We start from the raw sequence: 22,824 nt of genomic DNA on the forward strand, positions 1-22,824 counted from the left end.
CTACAGCAGCTTCTTTACCGTCTCGACAATCTCCTTCTCATTCTCGGGGCTGAAACCTGTCTTCACGAGGACGACTTTGCCATCCGGTCCGACGACCACGGTATGGGGGATACCGCTGACACCGTAGAGCCGGCCGACGGACTGGGAGGAGTCCAGGGCCACCTTGAGGTTCCAGTTCCTTGTTTCAATGAACCGCTTCACCTGCTCGGCCGGTTCCCCCTGGTTCACGCCCAGAAGCAGCACTTTGTCTGAAGGCAACGACCCCAGAGACTCAATGAGGCCCGGCAGGGACTTGATGCAGGGGCCGCACCAGGTGGCCCAGAAGTCCAGCACCACGACCTTGCCCTTGTGCTTGGAGAGCTCGAACTCATCGCCCCCGCCCAGCATGGGCAGCTTGAAGGCCTTGGCCTCCTGGCCTGTGGACGGGTCCGCAGCCCCCTCGGCGCCGGGGATGACGGGTTCTGGGGCCAACACCAGCTTCCAGTCGCCCAGCGTCTTCATGGCCGGACTCTCGTCTGGCGGCTGGGTGCGCAGCAGATAAACCTGCGCCCGGGGCACGCGGCAGGTCCCATAGACAGGATGCGTCCCCACGATGAAGTCCGGCTCGAACTTCTCCACGGCCAGCCCCAGGCGGCCGCCGTCAGACAACAGGAGCCAGTGGGTGGGGGGTTCCCAGGACTCCGCCCCACTTCTCCTTCGCCAGCTCCTTGAGCCGGTCGTGATTGACCGCGTTGTTGGTCATCGTCAGCAGGCCGGCCGCCGGGTTCCATGAAACAGACGAACCCGGCGGAAACTCCAGCTTCAGGGAGGTGAGCAGCTTTTGCGTGGAATCCGCCTTCCCCAGCGCATGCGGCCGGAGCCAGTAGGCCCGCAGCACCATGTCCGGCTGGACGGGCGGCGGGGATTCAATCACCACCACGTTGCCTGGCTCGATCCGGTAGCGATAGCCCACCAGCGCACAAATCTGGTCCAGAGCCTCCCGAACGGTCTGGACTCCGAACTGGAACTTGAAGGATCTGCCGTCCTTCTTTTCCGGCAGCTGGAATTTCACGTCGGTGACTTCCGCCTTGAGGACATTGATCAGCGTGGAGAGCGTGGCGCTTGAGTAGTTCACCCGGCGCGAGGTCATGCGATCCAGCGCTGGCAGTTCCGCACGACGATCCCCGTCAAATCCTTCGTTTGTCCCTCCCGGTGGCTGCAGCCAGACCGCCGCTTTTACACGGTCACGGGGCACCTTCAGGGTCTCGAGACCCGATCGGAAACCGAGATGGGTGGCGGTCGCCGCCTCGATCTCGCCCCGCAGGACATCCCCATTGGCAGCGATGAGCACATGGCGGGGCGGATGTTCTTTCCTGAACCTCGGCACGCTCAGTGCCTGGGTGCGGGCCTCCGCCGTCACGGCCGGAAGCCCCGGTGAACCCGGTGCCGCCCGGCTGCTGAAGTCCGCCAGCTTCACGGCCGTGGCTTCATTGCCCCAGACACTGCAGGGTTCGATGATCAACCCTGTTCCGGGGCGCCGCGTTGCATCAACAGTAAACCGGTGCTGCTTGCTCCCGTTGATGAAGATCTCCACCGCCTTCTCCTGGATCACCAGCCTCACCGGCACGGGCTTGCCCCCCGTGCCCGGCAGCTGGTTCCGGTCGCCCAGCTGCCCGTCCTCCGCCTCGGTGCCGGTGTAAATCTGGCTGCCAAAATTGGCCACGATGAAGCGCATGCAGTTCTTGTCCTCACCGCCGGTGGCGAAGAACGTCAGGCGGAAGGTGGAGTAGTTGGTGCTGGTGATATTGAACTTCACCTCGCTGCTCTGCATGGCGCTCCAGTGTGCCACGCCGGACCCCACCGGGAGTTCGATGTTTTTCTCGGTGCGTTTCACCGTCTTGTCCGACCCCTTGACTATCTGCCACCCGGCATCGAGGAAACTCGTCACGTCCGCAGAGGCGGCGGCCTGAAACTGCACGGCCGCCAGACTGCCGCCCGGCAGGCGGCGGGCGGTGGTGATGGAGGACTCCAGTTCCACTCCGGTGGCATCCAGTGAAATCAGGCGGCCCGGGATTACATCCCCCGCGCGGGTGTAGAAGAGGGAGGGAGGGTCTTTGATTGCCGCGGGCAAGGCTGCGGGCACCACCTGGGTGATCTCCACCGCGGCCTCTGAAACTGGCGTACAGGGCTGTTCTGCACCGACCAGCAGCCAGCGCACCGCCGCGTCTCCGGCCGGCATGAAACGGCCGTGCAAGCTGGTGCCCTGCACCACCAGCTTGTCCATCTGGGCAAAGGGAAGTTCCGCAGGCACCCCTTCAGGGCGCTTCACATCCAGAAGCACCTGCCGCAATGCATCTGTGCGGGTGGGAAGAGGCCCGCTGCTGAAGCTGGTCTTCAACAGGGCCTGCCCGTCTTTGACCGAATCGATCCGGCCCCGCAACTGGGTGCCGTCGGCATAAGTCAGCAGCATTTCCGCCGGAACCACGGCGGGCCGGTCAGGCGAAAGGAGAATGGCATTCACGTTGGCCAGCTCCACCGCCAGGGGCGGGCCGTCTTCGCCGGGTTCGATGTAAATATTCCCGCCCACCGAGGAGCGGATCGCACCGGTGACGACCCGGCCGTCGGCGAGTTCCAGATGGACCTGGTGGGGATCATGCCGGGGAGGGGCGGACTCCCTCCATTCCTGGAACGTGAGCTGCTCGAGCGTGAGATCACGTCCCCTGCCTTTGAGCTGGATCTTGTCGTCCCGGCTGCTCTTGTCCGGATCGAAGGTCCATTCTGACATGGGCTCTCCGTTTCCGGCATAGGCCTGGCCCTTCCCAGTTGTTTCATCCCACCGGACGCGCAGCCCCAGCTCGCGCTCGGCCTCGTCGATCATGCGCAGGGATTTGTACTGGTCCCCGCTGACCACCACCAGTTCTCTGCCCCAGGTCTCCACCCGGAAGTTGCGGAACCTGAGCTGGAACTCCGGGCGCTGGGTGGAGCGGACTTTGAATGCCACCTCCACCTTTTCAGGAAGCTTCTGGGTGAGCGAAACCAGGCGGTTCCAGTAGGGCAGCACTAGCGCGCCACCCGGACCGGGAAGCAGTTGCAGGACGATGGCAGGCGGCTGGTTGCCGCTGTTTCCGGCGGCGGACTGCTGCTTCTCCAGTTTCCAGCCGGAATCCCCCACCGGGCCGGACCAGAGCAGGTCATTGCCCTTGAGGCGTCGCAGATTCAGCACCTCACTCCGCTTCAACGAAACTTCTCCATGACGGGTGCTGGCCAGGGTGACAGCTTCATTGCTGATGCTCACGAGGTTCCCGTGAAGCTGGCTGCCGTCCCGCAGTGAAACCGTGAAGGAGTCCGCGACAGGCACCGCAGGCAGCGTGCGGTCCATGCGCCGGAGGAACCACCAGGCCACGTCCACGGGTTCTTGAAACAACGGACTCTTCCACCGGACCGTCGTCTCCGTGGCGCCCACCATCTCACCGGGCAGGGTTTCGCTGTTCTGCCAGCGCAACCGTGCAGGGGGCGGTGCCGCATCGGCACTCTGGGCATGGAGGGAGATTCCCGAGACGGCGAGCAGGCCGCCCGTCGCAATCAGAAGGAGACTGGGGAAGAGGTGGCTCATCGCTCGTAAATGGGAAGGAAGCGGTAGTTCAGGGCCAGTCCCAGCAGGGACATGCCGGTGCTGTAGGCGGAGCTCCCGATCGCGCCGTCCTCACGTTGCAGCTCATGCACCTCACGCACTTTCACGGCATTCCACTTCTGCCAGGCTTCATAATCCCCCTGGAAGAGGGCCTGCGCCATGTAGTAGCGGAAATACTCCGGATAAGTGGTCTCGCGGTGCTCCAGATTTTCCTTGATGCGCTTCAGGCTCGCCTGGTACTGCTCCGACTCCTTGGCATGGGAGATGGCACCCACCAGCGCGGCGATGGCCGAGAGATTCATCGAACCTCCCATGCCGCCGAACCCACCGGAATAGGCCACCGATCCGTCCTGACCTGTGCTGCGCCGCATGTAGTCCATGGCCCCGTTGATGGTCTCGTCAGAGACTTCCAGCCCCGCATTCCTGCAGGCGAACAGGCCCATGAGTACGGCACCGGTCACGGAGGTGTCGGCATCGCTCGCATCGGGCGAATAACGCCAGGCGCCCCAGCGGTTCTTGGACTGCGAAGTGGCGGCACAGCGGATGGCCAGATCCAGGGTCTGGCAGATGGTCCTTATCGGTTTCTCGCCCTCCCAAAGCAGGTTTTCGTCCACCGCACCATACGCCTCCGCCAGGGCCAGCATGGCGAAGCCGTGGTGGTACATGCTGTTGGGCAGGTAACCGGTGGTCGCATCCTGGCTTTTGATCATGGCCCGGATGGCGCGACGGATGACCTGCGCGTACTGCCCGTAGTTGGGGTCCTCCCCGCTGGCGAGAAAGGACATCAGGCAGATGCCATCCACGCCGCTGCCGGAGTTGCCCCCTTTCCAGGTGCCGTCCGGAGATTGCGCCGTCGCCAGCCAGGCCAGGCCACGCTCGTAAACCGTGCCCACCTCCGCCGGGATCTGACCTCCGAAGCGCAGAGAAGGATCCTGGGCCTTCGCCAGCGGCGTGCCACACAGGATGACGCCCGCCATGAGCAGAGCATGCAGCTTGGAAAGTTTCATCGTACCGTTCATCACTTGTTGCGCACGCGGCTGGCGTGATTCTGTTCTATCCCGCCCCAGTAGGACATGCAGTTGCTGTACTCGTTGCTCTTGGTCCAGGAGTCCCACTGCCCGGGGGTGATGATGGTCTTCAGCTCCTTTTCCGTGACCCCCACGACCGGGATGAGCATGCTGTAGTACTGCAGGTACCAGGGCACACCGTCCGAGCCGGAGAAGTAGTTCGATAGGTCCGGTTGATAATCCCGGATCACGGCGGCCAGCTTGGGTTTCAGCAGCTCGCTCTGCTCCTTGTTCAGCAGCACCTTGCGGTCAAACTCTGCCAGCACAAAGGCAGCCACGGCCTCGTTCTGGAAGTCCTGGCGGGCTTTCTGTTCCCCCTCCCATTTCTTGAACTGCTCGGGGCTGAGTTCCGCCTTGAGTGCCTTCTGCCATACTGAGTACTCCTCCGTCTTGCGGGAGCGGTACATGTTGAAGTAATAGCTGTCGATGCTCGTCATGCGCTGGCCCACGTCCTGCACTGTGGCCCCTTGAAGCCGGCCACGTACCACGGAGTCAACCGTCGGCCGCCACTCATCCATCGCCGCCTCCACGGCTCCGCGCGCGGCCGTGCGGAGCCTGGCCATGCGATCCGGGGCCAGGCCAGTGACCCGGGCCGCATCCTCCGCCGCCGTGACCATGGCATTCATCAGGTTGGTCTGCCGGGCCAGGGACTTCTCATAGAGGAACGTGGAAACCATCTGCTCCAGATCCTCAGGCTCGGGCTTGCGGGTGCCAAAGTCGGGCTTGGCGACCGGTTTGGGGGAGCTCTCCTGCTGCTCGGAGGCCTGGGTCTTCTCCAGCCCTTTCCAGGCCTTGAGTTGGGACTCGTCCAAAACCGGCTGCAGATCCGCCTCCTTCACCCGCGCCGCGATGGTGGAAAAGTTCTGGCTCTGGAAGTCGTAGCCGTACTCGGTAGGCTCAGTAGGAAACAACCGGCTGTCCCCAAGGGACGCCTTGGAAACCAGCGGCAGCAGCACTACGCGCTGCTGCGAGGTAAAGGCGAGCCGGCGATCCAGTTCAGACAATACCAGGCGGCCCACCTGTTCCTCCCGCCGCACCTTGCGCTCGGCATTGGAGATCTCCACCTGCTTGCGCTCTTCCGGCGTGATCAGCCCTTCAAGCGCCTTTTTCCACTCCGTGTCATTCTGGGGCTGGTCGTCATTCTGCAAGGAAATATAGTAGCCACGCCCACGCTTGATGATCTCATCACGCGCGGATGGCTCCATTTTCTGGAGCTGTTCTGTCGCCAGGGTGTTCCAGCGCTTTTCTGCCCGCTCCAGCACGGTGCGCTTCACTCCTTCCAGCGTCTTGAGGCGCTCCTTGGGCAACCGCAACGCAAGCAACGTCTGGTCCGCATCGCGTTCCAGATTCTTCTCCCAAGTGGAGCGCACCCGGTCGACAGAGACCTTCAGGATCCCGGGGATCTCCTTGTCCGCCTTGGCCTTCCGGTCTGCCAAATGCTGGTCCCAGCGGGCCAATTCGTCCGGCCCCGCCACCGCCGCGAGCAGTTCTTTCCAGACCGGAAGGGTGCCGGGGTCCGCGTCCAGCACATAGGCGCGAAACACGGGATTGGTTTCCACGAACTGCTGGCGGCGTGCCGGAGCGATGAACCACATCGGCTCCGTGGCCCGCTTCTCCTCCTCCGCACACAGCTGGTCCACGGCCTTCAGTGCCGTCTCCCGGAGACGCGTCGCTTTGTCCGCCTCCAGTTTCATGACGGGCAACATCGCATCCATGCGGGCGTTTACCTGGGCGATGCCCTGCATGCGCCCGGCGTTCAGCCACGGGGTGATACAGGCTTTGACCTGCTTGTCCCAGCCCTCTCGGGCGTCAGTACGGCGCTTCTCCCAGGTGGCGAGCTGGGCAGGGTCCAGCGCGGCCTTGACGGCGCCCTTCCACACGTCAAGCTCATCTGGCAAGGTGCACCCCAGTACGAGCCGGCTCCAGGCCAGGGTCTCCGGCTCCCAGCGCGCAATCTCGGCCACCGCCGCGGCGACCTCCTTGGAGGGCAACCGGTTGCGATGGGTCTCCGTCAGCTTTTGCGGATAGGGCTTGATCGACTCCTCCACTGCCTGGTCGGCCGCGGTCTTGAGCGCATTCAATTTGGCTTCATCGGTGATCTGGAAGGTCTGGACCAGCCAATCCTGCTCGGCCTTCATGAAGTCCGTCAGATCCTTTTTGCGCAGGGGTGTGACCTTCTCCGCCACCCCGGCGAGCGCAGTCTCGATCTCGGGAGCGAGGGGCTGCTTCACGCGTTCCCACCAGGGCAGCACCGGGTCCATCGGTGCCGGAGCGGAAGCCACCACCGCCAGCTGCTGGGCGACAGCTCCCGTCATAGGTGCCAGCCACGTTCCGGCCAGCACCACGCCAAGGAACAGGGTTCGTAGAAATGAAGACGGGATCATTTGCTGTTGTCCTGGGAGCCTTCGAGAAGGTTGAAGTAAGCGTCCAGTCCGGCCTTGAATTCCTCGGGGAACTCTTTCCCGGCGCGGCCGGTGGCCTGGCCCACGGGACGGGCCGACACATTGCTGTCCGCATCTGCTCCATCACCCAGCTCCGCCAGGGCGGCGGATGAGGCGTTGGCTGCTGTGCCGCCTCCCCCAGGGTTCGAACCCCCACCGCCACCGCCGTTGGGCTTCATTCGCTTGGCCTGGAGGAGGAGTTCAATGGCTTCAGTCTCGGCGGCAATAGCATCGGCGCCGGTATTGCCGCCACCCAGCAGGCCATGTGCCTCATCCATGATGTTGACCACGGCACCCAGAAGCTGCAGTTCCTTGCCAAACTTGGCCTCCCCTTCCGGCAGCGCCCGGATATCGCTCACGGCACTCTGGGTGTGGTTCCCGATGGAGGCCTGCTTCTGGCCCAGAGCCCGGGCGGCTTCCACGTACTTGTTCTCCTCGATCGCCGCACGGGCGTTGTCCAGCTCGCGGGTTTCATCCCGCAGCTTCATCTCATCCCGCAGCGCCTGCATGACCTTGAGCACGATCTCCGGGGGCAGGCTGTCCCCGCTGCAGCTGGAGCAGGACTTGCAGTTGCTCGCGGCCACCAGCTCCTCCGCCCAGCGGTCAAAGACATCCGCCCAGTACTCGGAGCCCGAGATGGTCTGGCCGGTGAGGTTCATGGAAACTTTTTCACCCCCCTTGGCCAGGGCGCGCACCACCTCCAGCTTCTTCATCTGGTCGAGGATCGCCTTGAAGCGGCTGTCCTGCTTGCGCTGGAAGTAAGCCTCCAGATCCGTCTGGATGGTGTGCACCGTGTTGCTCTGGGTCTTGGCACTCTGGGCAATCGGTTCCGCCTCCTTGGGCGGGGTGCGCTCAATGCCAAAGGAATCCAGCGTCTTCTCATTGACCGTGCTGGCGATGAGCATCTGCTGGCGGGAGGCGGCCTTGAACCGCTTCACAAAGGTGCTGGCCTCCAGGCTGGCAAGGATGGCACTCAGCTCATCGGAGACCTTGGCGAACTCCTTGAGCAGGTCCCGCTGTTCCGCGATGGCGTTGTCCATCTTCTGCTGGGCCGGCGATTCTGGCGGCTTGGGGGCCTCGTCTCCGGGCTTGGTGGGGGCAGCTCCCAGCGTGGTGGAGGGCAGGCCGAGTTTACCCGCCCCAGGCGGCTTGGGTGGGGCGTTGGGATCCGCGGGCTTGGCCTCAGGTGGTTTCCCGAAACCCGCCTCCCGGTCCGCAATGCTCGGAGCCGGGGGCTTGGCCGGACCGGGGGCAATGGGCGCCCCCTGCTGGGGAGTGGTGGGCAGATTGGGGCCTTGGCTGACATTCGGAGCCAACTTGGATTCACCCGCCTGAGTAGGCGGCTTGGCCTCTGCCGTCTGCGGTTGTGAAGACGGGTTGTTAGGCGTGGGCTGCCCGCTTGAGGGTTTGCTGGCCGCACCCGCCGTTTGTTTCAGGAGATCCGTCACACTGGGCATGCGGTTGGCGGCAATGTCCTTGAGGGATTTGAGCAGCGTGGCCCAGGACTCGAGACGGTTCGCATCGAACTCATCGTTCTTCGTCGCCTGCTCCACCAGACTGCGCCCGGCGGTGGTCAGGCTGTCGAGACGCGCGGCATTGGCATTCTCCGCCGCCGCTTGCTGGGAAACCCTGCGGCGGTTTTCCGGGCGATCCAGCTCAGCAGCGGTCAGCGCCCGCAGGTCCTTGTTGGTCTGGTGCAACTGCTGCTCCATTTCATAGCTCTCACGGGCGGCTTCGATCCATTTTCCGAACTGCTCGGTGAGCCAGAGGGCGTGGTCGGTCTTGTTGAGCACATGCAGCGTGAAAGCGGCAGAACGCGCCCGGGCCCGCCCCGGTAGATAATCATCCGTCCAGGCCCGCACCTCAACCGTCTGGGGAGGAACCCCATCGCGCGCGGCACAGAAGGTGGCTCGTGCGGCCAGCTCCCTTTTCTCATGCGCTCCGGCGGCGGCCACTTTTTCCCCTTTAAGTCGGGGCTGGTCCTTGTTGCCATCCAGAGGCGGCGCGCCCAGCCACTCCAGCCCGGCACGCTGTACACCGAAGTCATCGGTGACATTGATGTCAAAGTTCACGACCTCCGTGTCGAGCACCACCTGCTCCATCGTTTCCCGGCGGGCCATGATCTTCGGCGACTCATCTTCAACGGCCTGCACCCGCAGCAGCAACGGCTCGCGCGGGGTGAGTCCATCCACATCCCGCCACATGAACTTGCGTTCCACATCGGTGTTCACCGGTGCATAGCCGGTGCGGATGACGGCACCGCTCACCGTCTGGCTGGCCCCATCCAGCTCGGCAGCAGCGAGATCCCGGCTGGCCCGGGCTTCAAAGGAGGCCTGGGCTCCCTTCACAATGCTGACCGTACCTCCTCGAACCGGTTGCCCCTGCTCGGACTTGTATCCCAAGTACGAAGGCAGACGCAACTTCACCGAGACATCCTCCAGCTCCGGACGTGGACGGGGCGCGAGGGTGATGGTCTTGCGCACATCCCCCAGGCTGAGCCGCAGGGAGGTATCCACCTTCTGCGGTGGGAAGGCCAGCGGATAGACCCCCGAGGCATTCGAGGTCTCCACCCATGGCTGGTTCCCAATCCGGGCCGAGGCCGCACCGGGCGACCAGCGGGTGTCGGCCGAGAGTTTCACTGGCAGCTCAAAAGGCTCTGCCAGCGGCACCACGAGACGGGAGGGAAGCTGCTCCACCTTGGCAAAGGTATAGCGCTCAACATTCTGCCAGGGCAGGCCCCAGCGTGCGAACGCATTGCGAGCCGCGTCACTCACCGCCACAAAAGCGACCAGCATGAGCACGCCCACGGCGATGGCTGCGTAGGCCCACTGGCGATGCCGGGCATCCGGCACGGCGTGGGTAAAGTCCTTGTCCTTCACCGCATCCGCCGCCTGGGCCATGGCCGCCTGCACCAGGCGCTCACTTCGCCCCGCCTCACCCTGTTCCACGCGGGCCAGCTCCACGATGCCCAGCAACTGGTCACCCAGCCTGGGAAAGGTGCGGCGCAGGAGGCGGGCCGCATCTTCCAGACGGCGCTGACGCCATACCCAGCGATGCCATTTCCACGGCAATCCCACGCCCAGCGTCGCGGCCCCGCCCAGGAGCAGGGTGAAGCGCAGCCAGGAAGGTGTTTCCATGAACCGGTCCAGGACAAAGACCAGAAGGTACGACAGCACCAGGCCGAACGCCGCGGCCAATAACCCCTCGGTGAGCTTCACCGTCCAGACGCGGCGTCGGAAGTCCGCGAGTTTGCTTTCAAGCACGGGTGGCAGGGTGGTCTTCATGACTCGGCTTGGTTTGGTTGAAAGGTGGCAGGAGGAACAGTGGAGGCGGAGAAAAGAAACTCAGGCTAGAAGGCACCGGCGGCCTTACGACCGACCCAAAACACGCCCATGAGGGTCACAAGGAGAAGAGACCAGATGGGATGGGCCCAAATCTGCACCCGGCGCTCCTGCTCCTCGGGTCGGGGCATGGCCGCGACGGCAGCCACGACCTCGGCAGGATGGGTGGAGGAAATGAGCTTGCCCCGGGTGAGCTGGGCGATCTCCCGCAGCACATCGGGTTTCGCGGGCTGGCCGAGCTTCTCCCGCGGGGTGCCCTGCACGGAAATGAGCGTGTCCAGCGCGGCCCCGGCATCGGCCGAGGTGAGGCGCACGCGGTGCTCGCCGGGCTCTGTGGGCGTGGTGACACCGCTGAAGAGCCCCCAGGCCTCCTCCCCTGCGGAGACGAGCCTCACGCTGGAGGTCTTCCCAGAGGGCGCAGTGATTTGGGCAATGACGGTGCCATCGCGCAGAGGTTCCCCTGTCTGGCTGGTGACGTTGGCGTTGAGCGTGAGCACCGCCCCGGCCCGCGGCCGGTCGGGGGAGTAGAACAGGCGCATCTTGTCTCCCTGGGACATGTTGCGCTGGTACGCCATCCACCGCACCACCTGACCCCAGAAGCGGTAGTGGTACTTGTCCTCCACCCCTTTACGCCAGCGCCAGGCTCCGTCTGTGCCCATGAAGAGGATCTTGCCAGCTCCGTGGGTCTTTGTCACGATCAGAGGGATTCTTCCGAAGCGATTGGTCTCCGTGCCATGCATGGCGAGCACTTCGCTCCCCGCCTTGGCCCGGATCGCGGGGGCGTACCACTGGAAGCCTGGCAGGTTCTGCCACACCCGGGCGCTGGCCTCATCGGTGTCCTCCAGTTTCGTCAGCAGGCTGCGGGTGCCGGACTCCGTGAGGGAAAACTTGCCCGGGGAGGAGGTGCCCCAGCCGCGTGGTTGGGCGGTGTCCCACACCACCGGCAGAAGATCGGCCAACGTCGTGTTTTGCAGGGTGCTCTGAAAGCCATTGAGCCCCGGCATGAAGACCAGACCGGCGGCCTGATCCCGCACCAGCTTCTGCAGGGCATCACACTGCTCCAGAGTGAGTTGCCCTTTATCGATCCCCACATCGCCCAGGAAGACCACGTCATACTTGGCCAGGGCGTCGGCCTTGGGCATGGCGCTGAGGTAACCGCGCCCGGCTCCGGACTTGCCCAGGGCTGGATGAAACAACAGGCAGTTCACCTCCACCCCGGGATCACGCTCCAGGGCATTGCGCAGGTAGCGGTACTCCCAGCGCGGGAAGCTCTCGATGATGAGCACATGCAACTGCTCTTTCCGGATGGAGAGCGGGGCCTCGATGGAGTTGTTGTTCAGGAACCGCTCACCGCCCGTCTTGGGCACAGCGAGGGTCAGCTTGAGCTCACCGGGCTTCTCAGGACGCCAGACCATGACATCCTGCAAACGGCTCATGGCGGGAATGACGACGGACTTCGTGATGACCTCGCCCGTGGAGGATCGCAGTTCGACGACAGCGGCCTCATCCCGCGGCAGGGAGCTCTCGATGGTGAAGGGCACGCGCAACGGCTTGCCCGCGATGGCAAAGGTGGGTACCTCGAAGCTGGCGAGATCCACGTCCGGCAGGCGGCTCTCTGAACCCAGCGGCACGGCAAAGACCGGCACGTCCCGCATGCGCAACCGCGTGGCGGCCTGGGCCGGGGCTTCCCCGCTGTTCCAGTCGCCGTCTGAGATCAACACCACCGCCTGGAGGCGTGGGTGTTTCTCTGCCACCTGGTTGAGCGCCCCGTTAAGATCCGTCCCTTCCTCCGGCGGTTGCTGGGCGGAGGAGAAATCCTGGAGCACCACCTCCATGCGCTCTGTCAGGGAGGCCCAGGTGGCCGCCTCTGCCAGCGGGGCGGCCAGCGCCTTCCTCGCCAGGGGCTCCGAGGACGGACTGACGGCATTGATCACATCCTGTGTCTCCATGGAGCGGGAGACATCCCGCAGCACCACCAGGGTGGGCTTGCTCTCCGGTTTGAAGAGCTCCCGCCACTCCGGCTGGTTCAGGGTAATAGCGATGGCGGCGGCGATCAGCACCCGCAGCGCCTCCAGCAAGCCGGTGACCCGCCGGTAGCCGCTGCGCCGCCACGCCATCCAGGCCAGCCCGGCGATGAGCAGCACGAAGACCACCCCCACCGTGATGGAAAGGGGGCTGGGGCTGAAGACCAGGGTCTGGCTGGCGGGTTTCATGCCGTGGGTTGCGCGGGTTCGCGGAAAGAAGATGCTCCGTTCTGGGCGGGGTCGGAGTTTGCTCTTGCGAAGAAGGGGTTCGCGGCAGCCCGGCCCGGCTCCGGACGGCCGGGCATGCACAGGAGAGCCTCGCCCAGCAGGGCCAGCGCCATGACCATGAGGAAGGTGCGCCAGATCTCACTGGTGAGGCTGCGACCGTCGTCCAGCGTGTCCGTGAGGAACCGGTAGTCGAGGCCCGTGAAGAGCTCGTCCAGATTCGCCGAGGTGAGATGCAGGGGCTCATCCTCTGTCGCCGGCCGGTTCAGGGCGGTGAGCATCTCGCCAGATGACCTCACCCCTGCCAGGAGCGGAAGGTTGATGGAAGGAACACTTTCCTCGCGTGCCTCGACGGGCTTCCAAGCAGAGGGATCTGCCCCGAGCGAGCCCAACGCGGCAGAGCGCTGCCGGGCCTTGCCCAGGGTGCGGGCCCCTTCATTGAGCGACCGGTGCAGCATGGCAAACATGACCACCCCGTCCCGCGCCAGGCTGGACGCACCGGGGCCGGTCAGGGTACCGAGGAAATAAGCTCCCCCGCCCTGCTCACCACCCGCACGGACGAGGAGGGGTTCACGATTGGGCAGCCGGGCCAGAGGCACGCCCTCACCCAGGACCGGCACGTGCCGGGTCACCTCCACACTGCCCACCGGCAGCGCGGTGCCATCGCGCAGATTGGCCAGGATGTCGGCATCATTGCGCCACCACTCCACGGCCTGGGCCCGGGAGCCGGAACCTCCCTGCCAGGGGCCCCAGCCCAGTCCCAGAAAACGCACGTCATCCGGAGACTCGGGTGGGAGAAACAACACCGACCTGCCTGAAGCAACGTGATTTTCCAACTGGCGGGCCAGCACATCATCCGCCTTGGGCAGCGGGGCCTGCCAGACGATCAAGGCCGTCTCATCCCAGGGGATCTCTGCGGCCCGCTGACTGCGCAGGCGGGTCACGGCGTATTTGCGTGAGGGATCGGCCGCCGCGCCCAGCGCGGCAGCGAGACCGGACGTCTCCAACTCATCATCCGACACGATCACGGAGCGCAGAGGCGGCGGCTCATCAAAGACGAAATACCAGGCATTGTTGGGCAGGCAGGCATCGCCCGGCAGCTCCACCCGGCCCCAGCCCCGCTTGAGCGACTTGTCGATGGGGAAGGTCTGCCCTTGAAGTACCAACTGGCTTTCCTTGAGTGTGACTTTCACAGTCGTGGCCGCCCCATTGATCACCACCCGTAGGGGTACTTCGAGCGGCTGGAGCGCCTGCCCGGCCTGGCGCGTGATACGCAGATCCATCAGCAGTTCCGCCTTGGCAGAGGTCTCCCGCCGGGTCACGCGCTCCACACGCACCGCCAGATCGTCATCTGCCACCTGGGGATAGGCGAGCAAGTGGAACCGCACGCCCTGAAGGCCAGCATAAGCGCTGCGCAAGGTTTCCCATCGCCCTCCCGCGGCATCCCAGTCGCCCTGCTGCAGGTCGCTCAGAAGCCACACGTCCGTGCGGCCGGACTTATTGGTGGTGATGTAGTCCAGGGCCTTTTGCAGCAGTCCTGGAATGTCCGCCTTCGTATCCGTGGGCCCCGTGTGCGGCATGTCCAGCAGACGCTCCGCCTTGTCGAGCGACTGCGGATCTCCCACGGCGCTGTCCACCAGCACGAGCCGGGAACGGGTGCCCACCGCATCATGAATGGCGCGGGCGATGTTGCGCAATCCCGCCAGCCGCTTGCTCACTCCGGTGGTGGTATTCTGCTGCTCCATGCTGGCGGAACGGTCCAGCAGGATCATGACCGTGTCTGGCGCGCCTCCGGTCAGGCCCAGCCAGCCACCGGCGAGCGGACGAGTGATGACAAAGATGATGGCGGCCACCGCCAGCACCCGGAAGGCCAGGATGAGCACCTGCCGCAAGCGCGACAGCCCCTTGTTCATCCGCTGTGCCATGAGCAGGAACATCATGGCCGCCCACTTCACCTGACGCCGCCGGTAGAGGTGGATGAGGTGAATGATCACCGGCAGCGCGGCGAGCGGCAGGGCAAACAGCAACGCTGGTTCGAGGAAGGTCATCGGGAGCCGCGTTTGGGGGTGCGTCCGAGGAGGAACCGCGCCAGCACGTCCTCATACCGGTCGTGCAGCTTCACGCGATGGTAGTCCATGCCGGTGGTGCGAACCAGTTCGTCCATCTCCATGAGGTACTGGCGCACGGCTTCGCGATAATTCCGCGCAATGAGCGAAGGATCGGCCAGGACCATCTCCCCGCCTTCCATGTCCACGAACCGGGCGGGCCGGTCGAAGTCAAAATCCAGCTCCTGCTGGTCCAGCAGGTGGAAGGCCGCCACATCATGCCGGCGGAAGCGGAGATGCTGGATGGCGGATTTCAACTCGACGGGCGGCACAAAGAAGTCCGACAGAATGACGATGAGTGCCCGCTGGCGGATCTTTTCGGCCGCATTGTGCAGGGCAGCCAGGAGGGTGGTGCCGCCGAGGGGCTGAATGGTTCCCATCTGATCGAGCACCAGCCCGAGGTGCGAGGCTCCTCGTTTGGGAGGGATTTCGATCGCGGGCTCGGCCATGCTCCAGAGACCTGCCGCGTCTCCCTGCTGGGCGGCGAGGTAGGCCAGGGTGCCGGCCAGCTTGCGGGCATAGTCCAGCCGGGTGGCCCCCGCCGGGCCAAAGCCCATGGAGCCGCTGGTATCCAGCAGGAGGCAGAGCCGGAGGTTCGTGTCTGCCTCGAACTCCTTGATGTAAAAACGATCACTCCGACCCCAGGTGCGCCAGTCCAGACGGCGCGTGTCATCCCCCGGCACATACTTGCGATACTGGGCGAACTCGAGCGAGGAGCCCTTCACGGGGCTGCGATGCTTCCCCGAGACGCTGCCCAGCATGGTCTGCCGGGCATGGAGGGGAAGCGCCATCAGCCTGGCCAGCACGGCAGGCTCCAGAAAGGATCGCTTCTCTTCCGCCATGGGGGTGTGGGCTGGGATCTGGAAAGACCGGTTTACGCCGCCTTGCTGAGCTCATCCACGAGCCGCTTGGTGAGATCCCGGCTGGTCACCCCTTCGGATTCAGCAGTGAAGGTGGTCATCACCCGGTGACGCAGCACAGGGTCGGCCACCTCAGTCACATCTTCCAGGCGCACCATGTAGCTGCCCTGGAGAGCGGCACGGGCCTTCGCCCCGAGAATGAGGTACTGCACGGCGCGCGGTCCTGCCCCCCAACTTACGAGGGGCTTCAGCCAGCTGGGAGCCTCCCCGCCATTCGGCCGGGTGCGGCGCACCAGATCCACAGCGAACTCATAAACATGATCCGGCACGGGCACACGACGCACCAGATCCTGGAAGGCCAGCACCTTGGGGCCATCCAGCACGTGCTCCAACCTTGGCAGGGTCAGGCCCGTGGTGCTGCGGGCGATGGCGACTTCCTCCTCGCGAGAGGGGTAGTCCACCCCGATCATGAACATGAAGCGGTCCAGCTGCGCCTCCGGCAGCGGGTAGGTGCCCTCCTGCTCGATGGGGTTCTGCGTCGCCAGCACGAAGAAGGGCGAGTCCAGCGTGTAGGTGCGGCCCGCCACGGTCACGCGGTGCTCCTGCATGGCTTCCAGCATGGCCGCCTGCGTCTTGGAAGGCGCGCGGTTGATCTCGTCCGCCAGCACGATGTTCGCGAACACCGGACCTTTGGCGAACTCGAAGCTGCGCTTCCCTCCCGGCAGTTCCTGGAGGATGTCCGTGCCCGTGATGTCCATGGGCATGAGGTCCGGCGTGAACTGGATGCGGCTGAAGGAAAGGGACATCGTCTCCGCCAGCCGGCTGATGAGGAGCGTCTTGGCCAGACCCGGCACCCCCATGAGCAAAGCGTGACCACGGGCAAAGAGACAGATGGCCAACTGCTCGACCACCTTCTGCTGACCGACGATGATTTTTTTCAACTCGTTGCAGAGGCGGACATACACCTCGCGAAGTTCATCAATGGCGGCGACATCGTCCTTGGGCAGCGGGGAGGAGGCTGGATCTGGCATGGTCGTGACAGGGGAGGCAGAAAGGAAAACTCATTAACACCTGATCCCCACCGCGCTGGCAATGGGAATCACCGGTCGATGGGGATAAAATTTGTCCAGATGGGTGTAGCGCACCCTCACTGTTAGGACGGGAACTGACCCCTCTTTATTGGAACTGTTCGACGTTTTTTAGAAAAATCCGGCCGCGCCTGATGCGGAGTTGTTCGATGAAGGCTTGTCATCCTCCAGGGAGGTCTGGTAGCCTGACCCTTGTGAACCCCCAAAACCTTCGACCCCGGCGGTCCGCCGGGGTTCCGCTCGCCTGTGCCCTCGTGTCCGGGCTACTGTGTCCCGCCTCCACCTGGGCTGGGATGCCCTCGTTCCAGCTCACGGATCTGGCCGCAGCGCGGCTAGACGTGATTTCCTTCTTCCTGATGACCTATCTGGTCCTCACGCTGCTCTTCAAGATCATCTGGAACAGCCTGGCCAAGGACTTCAAGTGGATGCCACCCCTCACCTATAAGCGGGCTCTCGGCCTGATGGTGGTCTGCGGCATGTTCCTCTACGTGGTGCTCACCATGATCTCCGGAGCCCGCGAGCTGATGACGCCGGGCGCCTGGCAGAAGGAGGGGCTCACCTACCGCATCACCGAGCCGGAGAAACAGGCCAAGCCCTGGATCGACTCCGCCCGTCAGCAATCCATGGAGCGCCTGCGCACGGCCCTTTTCGAATACGCCAAAGCTCACAACGGCGAGTTCCCTCCCCATGTGGAGGCCGAGGACTTCCCCCGGGAACTGTGGCGTGGCATCGACCCCGCCCGCACCCCCTACGGTTACTACCCAGGGAGAAAGGCAGAGCAGGGCAACTTGATCGTCGCCTTTGAGCCCTACGTGTACGGATCCCGCCGGTACGTCCTGCTCTCCAACGGGGAGATCATCAACCTCCCCCTGACCGAACTGGCCGACCGGGCGAGGAAAGAACTGGAGAACTTTGCACAACAGGTGGCACGGCCGTGAGTGATCTACCCTACTTCGAGCCCCTGTCGAAAGGGGTGAAGATTTTTGCTGTGAGCGCCCTGTTACTGGTGATCGTCCCAGTCGCGGCTGACGCGTTGGGGGCAGGGCCATTCATTTCTATTGGAGTGGGGATTGAGATCATCTTCAAGCTTTGCGCAGGTTGGATCGCTTTCCTGACTCGTACGGCACCAAAGATGGAGGTGAATTATCTCCTCATCGCAAATGGACTGCTGGGGCTGTTGTTGGGCGTAGCGGCGCTTCAGTGGGTTATGCGAGCCCTGATTCAAAGCAATTCACCCGCCTCATGCCCCTGGCGGTGGAAGTGGACGATCGCGGTCACTTCCATGTTCGCCCTCTTGTTCGGGATCTGCGTAAGCGCCGTCGGGATCGCCACTCACAGTGCCTCATTGTTTCAAGAACCTGTTGTCAAAACCCACCCTTCCCGATCCACCATTCACAAAGATGTGACCAATGCGAAACAACTCTATGTCGAGGCGATCGTTGCGCACGATGCAGGAAATTCTGCTCCCGGAGACACTTGGGCAGCACTGGCCGCATCAACCGATCTTGAGCCGAAAGAACTAAACATGCTTGCCGTGGTGCGGTCACTTTCCACCGAGGAACCACCTGAAGTCTGGACATATCTTGAGATCATTTCCCCTGACGACCCTGAGATGGACATCCCCGTCTTCCTTGCTCCCAGAGCTCATGCTCCAGGCGAGATCATCATGGGATTCGCGCATGGGAAAGCGCAAGTTTGCACTCTGGATGAATACGACGATGCCATCGATCGCTGGCATGCGGCGCGGGCAAAGCTGAGGGGGTATTCTAAACGGGATCCAAATAAAGGAGGCGGCGCTCCATGAATCGCAAAAGCTGCCTGATCCCGGCACTGCTGTTCTTCGGGGCGCTATTCATCCTGGATGCCCTGTTCGCCACCGACCTCCTGAAGGGGCTCTTCACCATCGGTTTTCACCTGTTCCTGGGCAGCATCATGCATGCCGTGGCGTCGTTTCCTTATGCCTTTGGCTCTCTCAGCCATGCCCTGTGGACCTTGGGCATCTTGTTGGGTGCATTCTTTGTGCTGCATGGGCTACTGATTCTATTGAACAGTAAGAGTGGCCGCTGGAAACTTCCACAGAGCGCAAGGGCGTTCGCAATGGCCCTCCTTCTTCTGGGCGGTGGGGCGGCCGCCATACAAGCGGCTCGCACTGCGGTTCTTCTGACCACGCAGGATAATATTCTTACCTCCGGACGAGATTATGTATCCAAGTCCATCAGCAACGGGCGGCAACTTGTGACGGCCATGCGAATCTATGCATCGGAACATGACGGTAACTATCCCGACCAGGTTGAGGAACTCATCGCTGCTGACATCTTGGAGCCTGGAAGCCTTGTCAACCTAAACTGGGTCTACTTGTCGGGTGAAGTCCCGGCGCCATGGATCTTTCTGAGAGGGTTGCGGAATGACGCGCCCGGCAACCTTCCAATGTTTGTGTCTCCTCACCCTGTCACCAGAAACAAATACATCATCGCTTACAACGACTCCAGTGTCTCGCTGCAAACGGCCACAGAACGCGAGGCTGCCATCCACCGCTGGCGAGAATACAGGAAACAGAGCTCCAGTACGGAGGCAGTCGCGCCATGACCGCACGACGTCAACGCCATGAAAGCACACTCAAAGGAGGGCCGCCCTCATGAAAGAATCCCTGTTGCGCCGGATCTTCCAGTATGTCTGCGGCGGCCTGTTGGTGGTGGGGATGCTGCTGTTCATTCCTGGGGTGGTTGTGCCTTTGGTTCTCTTTGTGATCCGTCTGGTGTTTGGCTGGTTGGTCCACGCAATGAAAGCATTGGCGACCATCGTGCCGACCTGGCAAGAATTGGCAGTGGGAACAGTGGTGATACTGGCAACTTTGATGGCCCTGCACCTGCTTCTATGGGCGTTTTACCGACAAAGCTCAAGCGAGCCCCGAAAGTGGAAGCTGCGCTGGTCCGCCTTGATCATGAGCATGCTGCTCATTCTGTTTGCCACAACGTGTGCCTCGGTGGGCATCCTGCACCACGCCGTGTGGCTCCTCAAAAACGACTACTTCCGATCAAGAGTTGATCGGAACCTTTTGATGGCCAAGGTGGGTGGCAACCACCTCGCTCAACACCTGCGAGCTTACGCCGAAGCTCATGGCGGCAATTACCCTCCAAAGTTGCAAGATCTCGTGAAGGCAGGAATGGTCGACCCCTCCGAATTCAACAGGTTGAATCAAGTTCAACCCGCAGGTGAGGTGCCTCAAACATGGATCTATTTGCCTGCAGGAGCCGCTTCAGACGCCGCTGACCTCCCACTGCTACTCTCGCCGACCCCAGTCTCGGGCAGTGTTCACATCATGATCACTCGCGACGGCAGTGCGTCTGAGATTAACCCTGCCGCCAGCGAGGCCGCTCTACAGCGCTGGCGGGAGGTATCAGGTTCCACCCAATAACTTCACCATGCCCATTCTTGATCGCAAGTTCCTGGCTTGGGCGGGTGCCACGACCCTGGCCATCCTGAGTTGCTTTCTCTTTGCCGATCTCACCCGGGGCCGGGCGCTTGAAATTCTGACACGGTTGGCGACAGGCTGGATCCGCCATTTCAAAGAGACCGCGTCCCTGACCGCATGGGACTGGACCAGCATCGGTGTTGCGTTCCTCGTGTTGGTCATGCTGCTGGTCGCCTGTCAGTGGATGGCGCACGCTCGCTTGAAAGTGAAATGGGGCTGGCGCTGGACCTCTCAGTTCATGGCAGTGCTCTTTTTGATCACGGGTGCCGGAGGTGCCGCGGGGCTTGTCATTCACCATATCTCTTACTTCTTCCGGGAACCCATCTTTTACTACGACGACATCTGGGACAGCACCCGCAACATCAGCAACGCCCGACAGCTCATTACCGCCCTGCGCATCTACGCCAGTGATCATAGGGGAGAATATCCCGAAACACTGGAAGATCTGGTCAAAGAAGAAATCCTGGATCCCGGAGAGCCCTTTGAGAAGCTCACCCATGGCATCATGCAGAAGCAGATGAAGATCCCCTGGATGGTGCTGGGGGGACTGAACGACAGCGCTCCCGGAGGGCTTCCGATTCTGGCATCCCCCATCCCGCTGCACGGCAGCCGCTACGTGATGGGATACAATGACTCGTCAGTCGAGCTGGTCTCCCCGGAGAAATACCATGCCGCCATGGCCGCCTGGGAGGCCTGGCTGAAGGAGAACCACAAACCCCGCACCACCATTCCCCTACGATGATGGCACGAGCCTAAGGTTGACGGGGGGCGCATCACTCCCATGATGCTGGCACCATGAGCACCGTGCCAACCCCTGCCCCTGCCCCCACCGACGACGCCCTGGCTGACCTGCGCGCCGTCGTGCACCGACTGCGCGCCCCAGGAGGCTGCCCGTGGGACCAGGAACAGACGCACGAGACGCTCATCCCCCACCTCATCGAGGAGGCGTACGAGGTCGCGGAAGCCATTCGCAATGGCGACATGGCCCACCTGCGCGAGGAGCTGGGTGACCTGCTACTCCAGCCGGTGCTGCATGCAGAGATCGCCTCAGAAACGGGTGTGTTCGATCTGGACTCGATTGCCCGGGAACTCACCGAGAAGCTCATCCGCCGCCACCCGCACGTCTTTGGCGATACCACGGTGGATGGCTCCGCCGGGGTGCTCAAACAATGGGACGAGATCAAGAAGCAGGAAAAAGGCGGCAGCGCCTCCGATCGCAAACCGCACCTGCATGGTGTCTCCCAGGGGCTGCCCGCACTGATGCGTGCGCAGAAGATCCAGAAGAAGGCTGCGAAGGTGGGCTTTGACTGGCCGGACTTCGAGCAAGTGGTGGCGAAGGTGCACGAGGAGGTTCAGGAAATTGCCGAAGCCGTGGCTCAGCAGGATCAGAAAGCCATCGAGGATGAAGTGGGTGACCTGCTCTACAGCGTGGTGAACGTGGCCAGGCGGCTGGGAGTGGATGCCGAGACGGCTCTGGCCGCGGCAACGGCCAAATTCGAACGCCGGTTCGGCCGGGTTGAGGAAATCATCCTCGCCCAGGGCAAGACGCTGGAAGACAGCACCCTGGAGGAGATGGATGCCGTGTGGGAGGCCACGAAGCATCTACCGGCCTCCGCCCAGAGCTGAGGTCAGTCGCCTCCACCACCGCAACCGCCGCCTCCACAGCCACTGCTGCTGCAACCACTGGATCCACTGCCGCAGCCACTGCTGTCATGGCCGGAGCCGGAGTGGCCGTCATGATGGCTGTGGCCGTGACTGCTGCCACAACCACCTCCCGCTCCGCTGGAACAACCTGATCCTACCGAGGAACATCCGTTCCCCCCTCTGCCTCCACCACGGTGGTTTTTTACGGCGGTGCTGATCACGATCACCACCGCCACGCCAATGAAGAACAGCCAGAATATCTCTGCGCTCTTCACGGGGGCCATGTCGGCGGCATGGGGGGCCTCTTGCGCCAGTGTCAGAACCAGCCCCGTCACCGCCGCGGCGGCGGCTGCTTTCCACAGTCGCGGCCGCCACAGGTTCTTGGAAATCACCCAATGGCTGCCGGTATCCACCCTGCGAAATCTCGCATGGGTATCAAATCGCGCCTCCGGCGGTGGCCACACCGCCACGGGAGGCGGGCTGCCAAAGGCCGCCTCGTAGGAAGCCAGGGTGCGGGCATACCAGTCGTGGTATTTGTCATCCTCCTGCTGTCCTCCCTTGGTTGGCCCGTGATGCAGTGGTCGCCCCAGCACCTTGCCGCACAGATCATCCCAGTAGGACTCCGTGTACACTAGATGCAGGTGCCAGGCCTGGTCCACCTCGTCCGACGGCGTCACAGGATGCCCCGCACGCATGGCCAGCCAGAGGAATTTCTTGTACTCCACCACCACCTGCTCTGCGTAGGCGTGGTGCCATCCGTTTTCCCGGGCGAGTCTCTTGGTGAAACTCAGTTCGGCATTCGCTCCATCCAGCTCGAAAGCCTGGAGCGCCTGCCACAACGGGTCGTTGTATGCAATCATGCTCGCGACAAGCTTCCCTCATCCCCCTCCCCGTCGTCAAGTGAGTTTTTTGACACATGGGGCGTGGAACATTTTCTGCCGCAGATG

General features: G+C 63.2%; 16 protein-coding genes. 6 read left to right on the top strand and 10 right to left on the bottom strand.

Annotated features, from left to right (window positions below):
* From BV106_RS35010 to BV106_RS03860, 9 genes are all read right to left on the bottom strand, one after another.
* Positions 1-648 (bottom strand): TlpA disulfide reductase family protein, encoded by a 648-nt coding sequence (locus tag BV106_RS35010; RefSeq protein WP_051944984.1) that lies wholly within the window; start codon positions 646-648, stop codon positions 1-3.
* Entirely contained in the window at positions 641-3,592 is a 2,952-nt protein-coding gene (locus BV106_RS03825; protein ID WP_038160745.1) for a hypothetical protein, read from the bottom strand. The genes BV106_RS35010 and BV106_RS03825 overlap by 8 nt, the downstream gene beginning before the upstream one ends.
* Positions 3,589-4,617, bottom strand: coding sequence for a squalene--hopene cyclase (locus tag BV106_RS03830; RefSeq protein ID WP_038160829.1), 1,029 nt, complete (start codon positions 4,615-4,617; stop codon positions 3,589-3,591). Before BV106_RS03830 ends, BV106_RS03825 begins: the two co-directional genes overlap by 4 nt.
* Positions 4,618-4,628: 11 nt before the next feature.
* Entirely contained in the window at positions 4,629-7,061 is a 2,433-nt protein-coding gene (locus tag BV106_RS03835; RefSeq protein WP_038160748.1) for a hypothetical protein, read from the bottom strand.
* Positions 7,058-10,402 carry a hypothetical protein gene (locus BV106_RS03840; RefSeq protein ID WP_038160751.1) on the bottom strand — a complete coding sequence of 1,115 codons (3,345 nt, stop codon included), beginning with the start codon at positions 10,400-10,402 and terminating at the stop codon, positions 7,058-7,060. The genes BV106_RS03835 and BV106_RS03840 overlap by 4 nt, the downstream gene beginning before the upstream one ends.
* A gap of 65 nt (positions 10,403-10,467) precedes the next feature.
* Complete coding sequence (locus BV106_RS03845; protein ID WP_038160754.1) at positions 10,468-12,672, bottom strand: vWA domain-containing protein; 2,205 nt, start codon at positions 12,670-12,672, stop codon at positions 10,468-10,470.
* Complete coding sequence (locus BV106_RS03850; RefSeq protein WP_038160757.1) at positions 12,669-14,756, bottom strand: BatA domain-containing protein; 2,088 nt, start codon at positions 14,754-14,756, stop codon at positions 12,669-12,671. The genes BV106_RS03845 and BV106_RS03850 overlap by 4 nt, the downstream gene beginning before the upstream one ends.
* Positions 14,753-15,655 carry a DUF58 domain-containing protein gene (locus tag BV106_RS03855; protein WP_038160760.1) on the bottom strand — a complete coding sequence of 301 codons (903 nt, stop codon included), beginning with the start codon at positions 15,653-15,655 and terminating at the stop codon, positions 14,753-14,755. Before BV106_RS03855 ends, BV106_RS03850 begins: the two co-directional genes overlap by 4 nt.
* Positions 15,656-15,687: 32 nt before the next feature.
* Entirely contained in the window at positions 15,688-16,704 is a 1,017-nt protein-coding gene (locus BV106_RS03860; RefSeq protein WP_038160763.1) for an AAA family ATPase, read from the bottom strand.
* A gap of 350 nt (positions 16,705-17,054) precedes the next feature.
* Between BV106_RS03860 and BV106_RS03865 the strand changes: the two genes are divergently transcribed.
* The 6 genes from BV106_RS03865 to mazG are packed head-to-tail and all read left to right on the top strand — an operon-like array spanning position 17,055 to position 21,859.
* Positions 17,055-17,699, top strand: a complete 645-nt coding sequence (locus BV106_RS03865) for a hypothetical protein (protein ID WP_051944987.1) — start codon at positions 17,055-17,057, stop codon at positions 17,697-17,699.
* 35 nt (positions 17,700-17,734) lie between these two features.
* On the top strand, positions 17,735-18,565 hold the full coding sequence (locus BV106_RS03870; RefSeq protein ID WP_265595309.1) for a hypothetical protein: 831 nt from the start codon (positions 17,735-17,737) through the stop codon (positions 18,563-18,565).
* The gene (locus BV106_RS03875) at positions 18,562-19,347 is read left to right on the top strand and encodes a hypothetical protein (protein ID WP_038160769.1); all 786 of its coding nucleotides are present in this window, start codon (positions 18,562-18,564) and stop codon (positions 19,345-19,347) included. The genes BV106_RS03870 and BV106_RS03875 overlap by 4 nt, the downstream gene beginning before the upstream one ends.
* Before the next feature lie 49 nt (positions 19,348-19,396).
* Positions 19,397-20,176: a hypothetical protein gene (locus BV106_RS03880; RefSeq protein ID WP_038160772.1), complete on the top strand. Its 780-nt coding sequence runs from the start codon at positions 19,397-19,399 to the stop codon at positions 20,174-20,176.
* A 7-nt stretch (positions 20,177-20,183) separates the two neighbouring features.
* Entirely contained in the window at positions 20,184-20,975 is a 792-nt protein-coding gene (locus BV106_RS03885; protein ID WP_038160775.1) for a hypothetical protein, read from the top strand.
* Between the two features lie 53 nt (positions 20,976-21,028).
* Positions 21,029-21,859 carry a nucleoside triphosphate pyrophosphohydrolase gene (gene mazG, locus BV106_RS03890; RefSeq protein ID WP_063767894.1) on the top strand — a complete coding sequence of 277 codons (831 nt, stop codon included), beginning with the start codon at positions 21,029-21,031 and terminating at the stop codon, positions 21,857-21,859.
* 2 nt (positions 21,860-21,861) lie between these two features.
* Here the strand turns inward: mazG and BV106_RS03895 are convergent, their stop codons facing one another.
* Positions 21,862-22,737 (bottom strand): hypothetical protein, encoded by an 876-nt coding sequence (locus tag BV106_RS03895; RefSeq protein WP_038160778.1) that lies wholly within the window; start codon positions 22,735-22,737, stop codon positions 21,862-21,864.
* Positions 22,738-22,824: the final 87 nt, after the last annotated feature.

The organism is Verrucomicrobium sp. BvORR106 (genome assembly GCF_000739655.1).
Lineage (GTDB): Bacteria > Verrucomicrobiota > Verrucomicrobiia > Verrucomicrobiales > Verrucomicrobiaceae > Verrucomicrobium.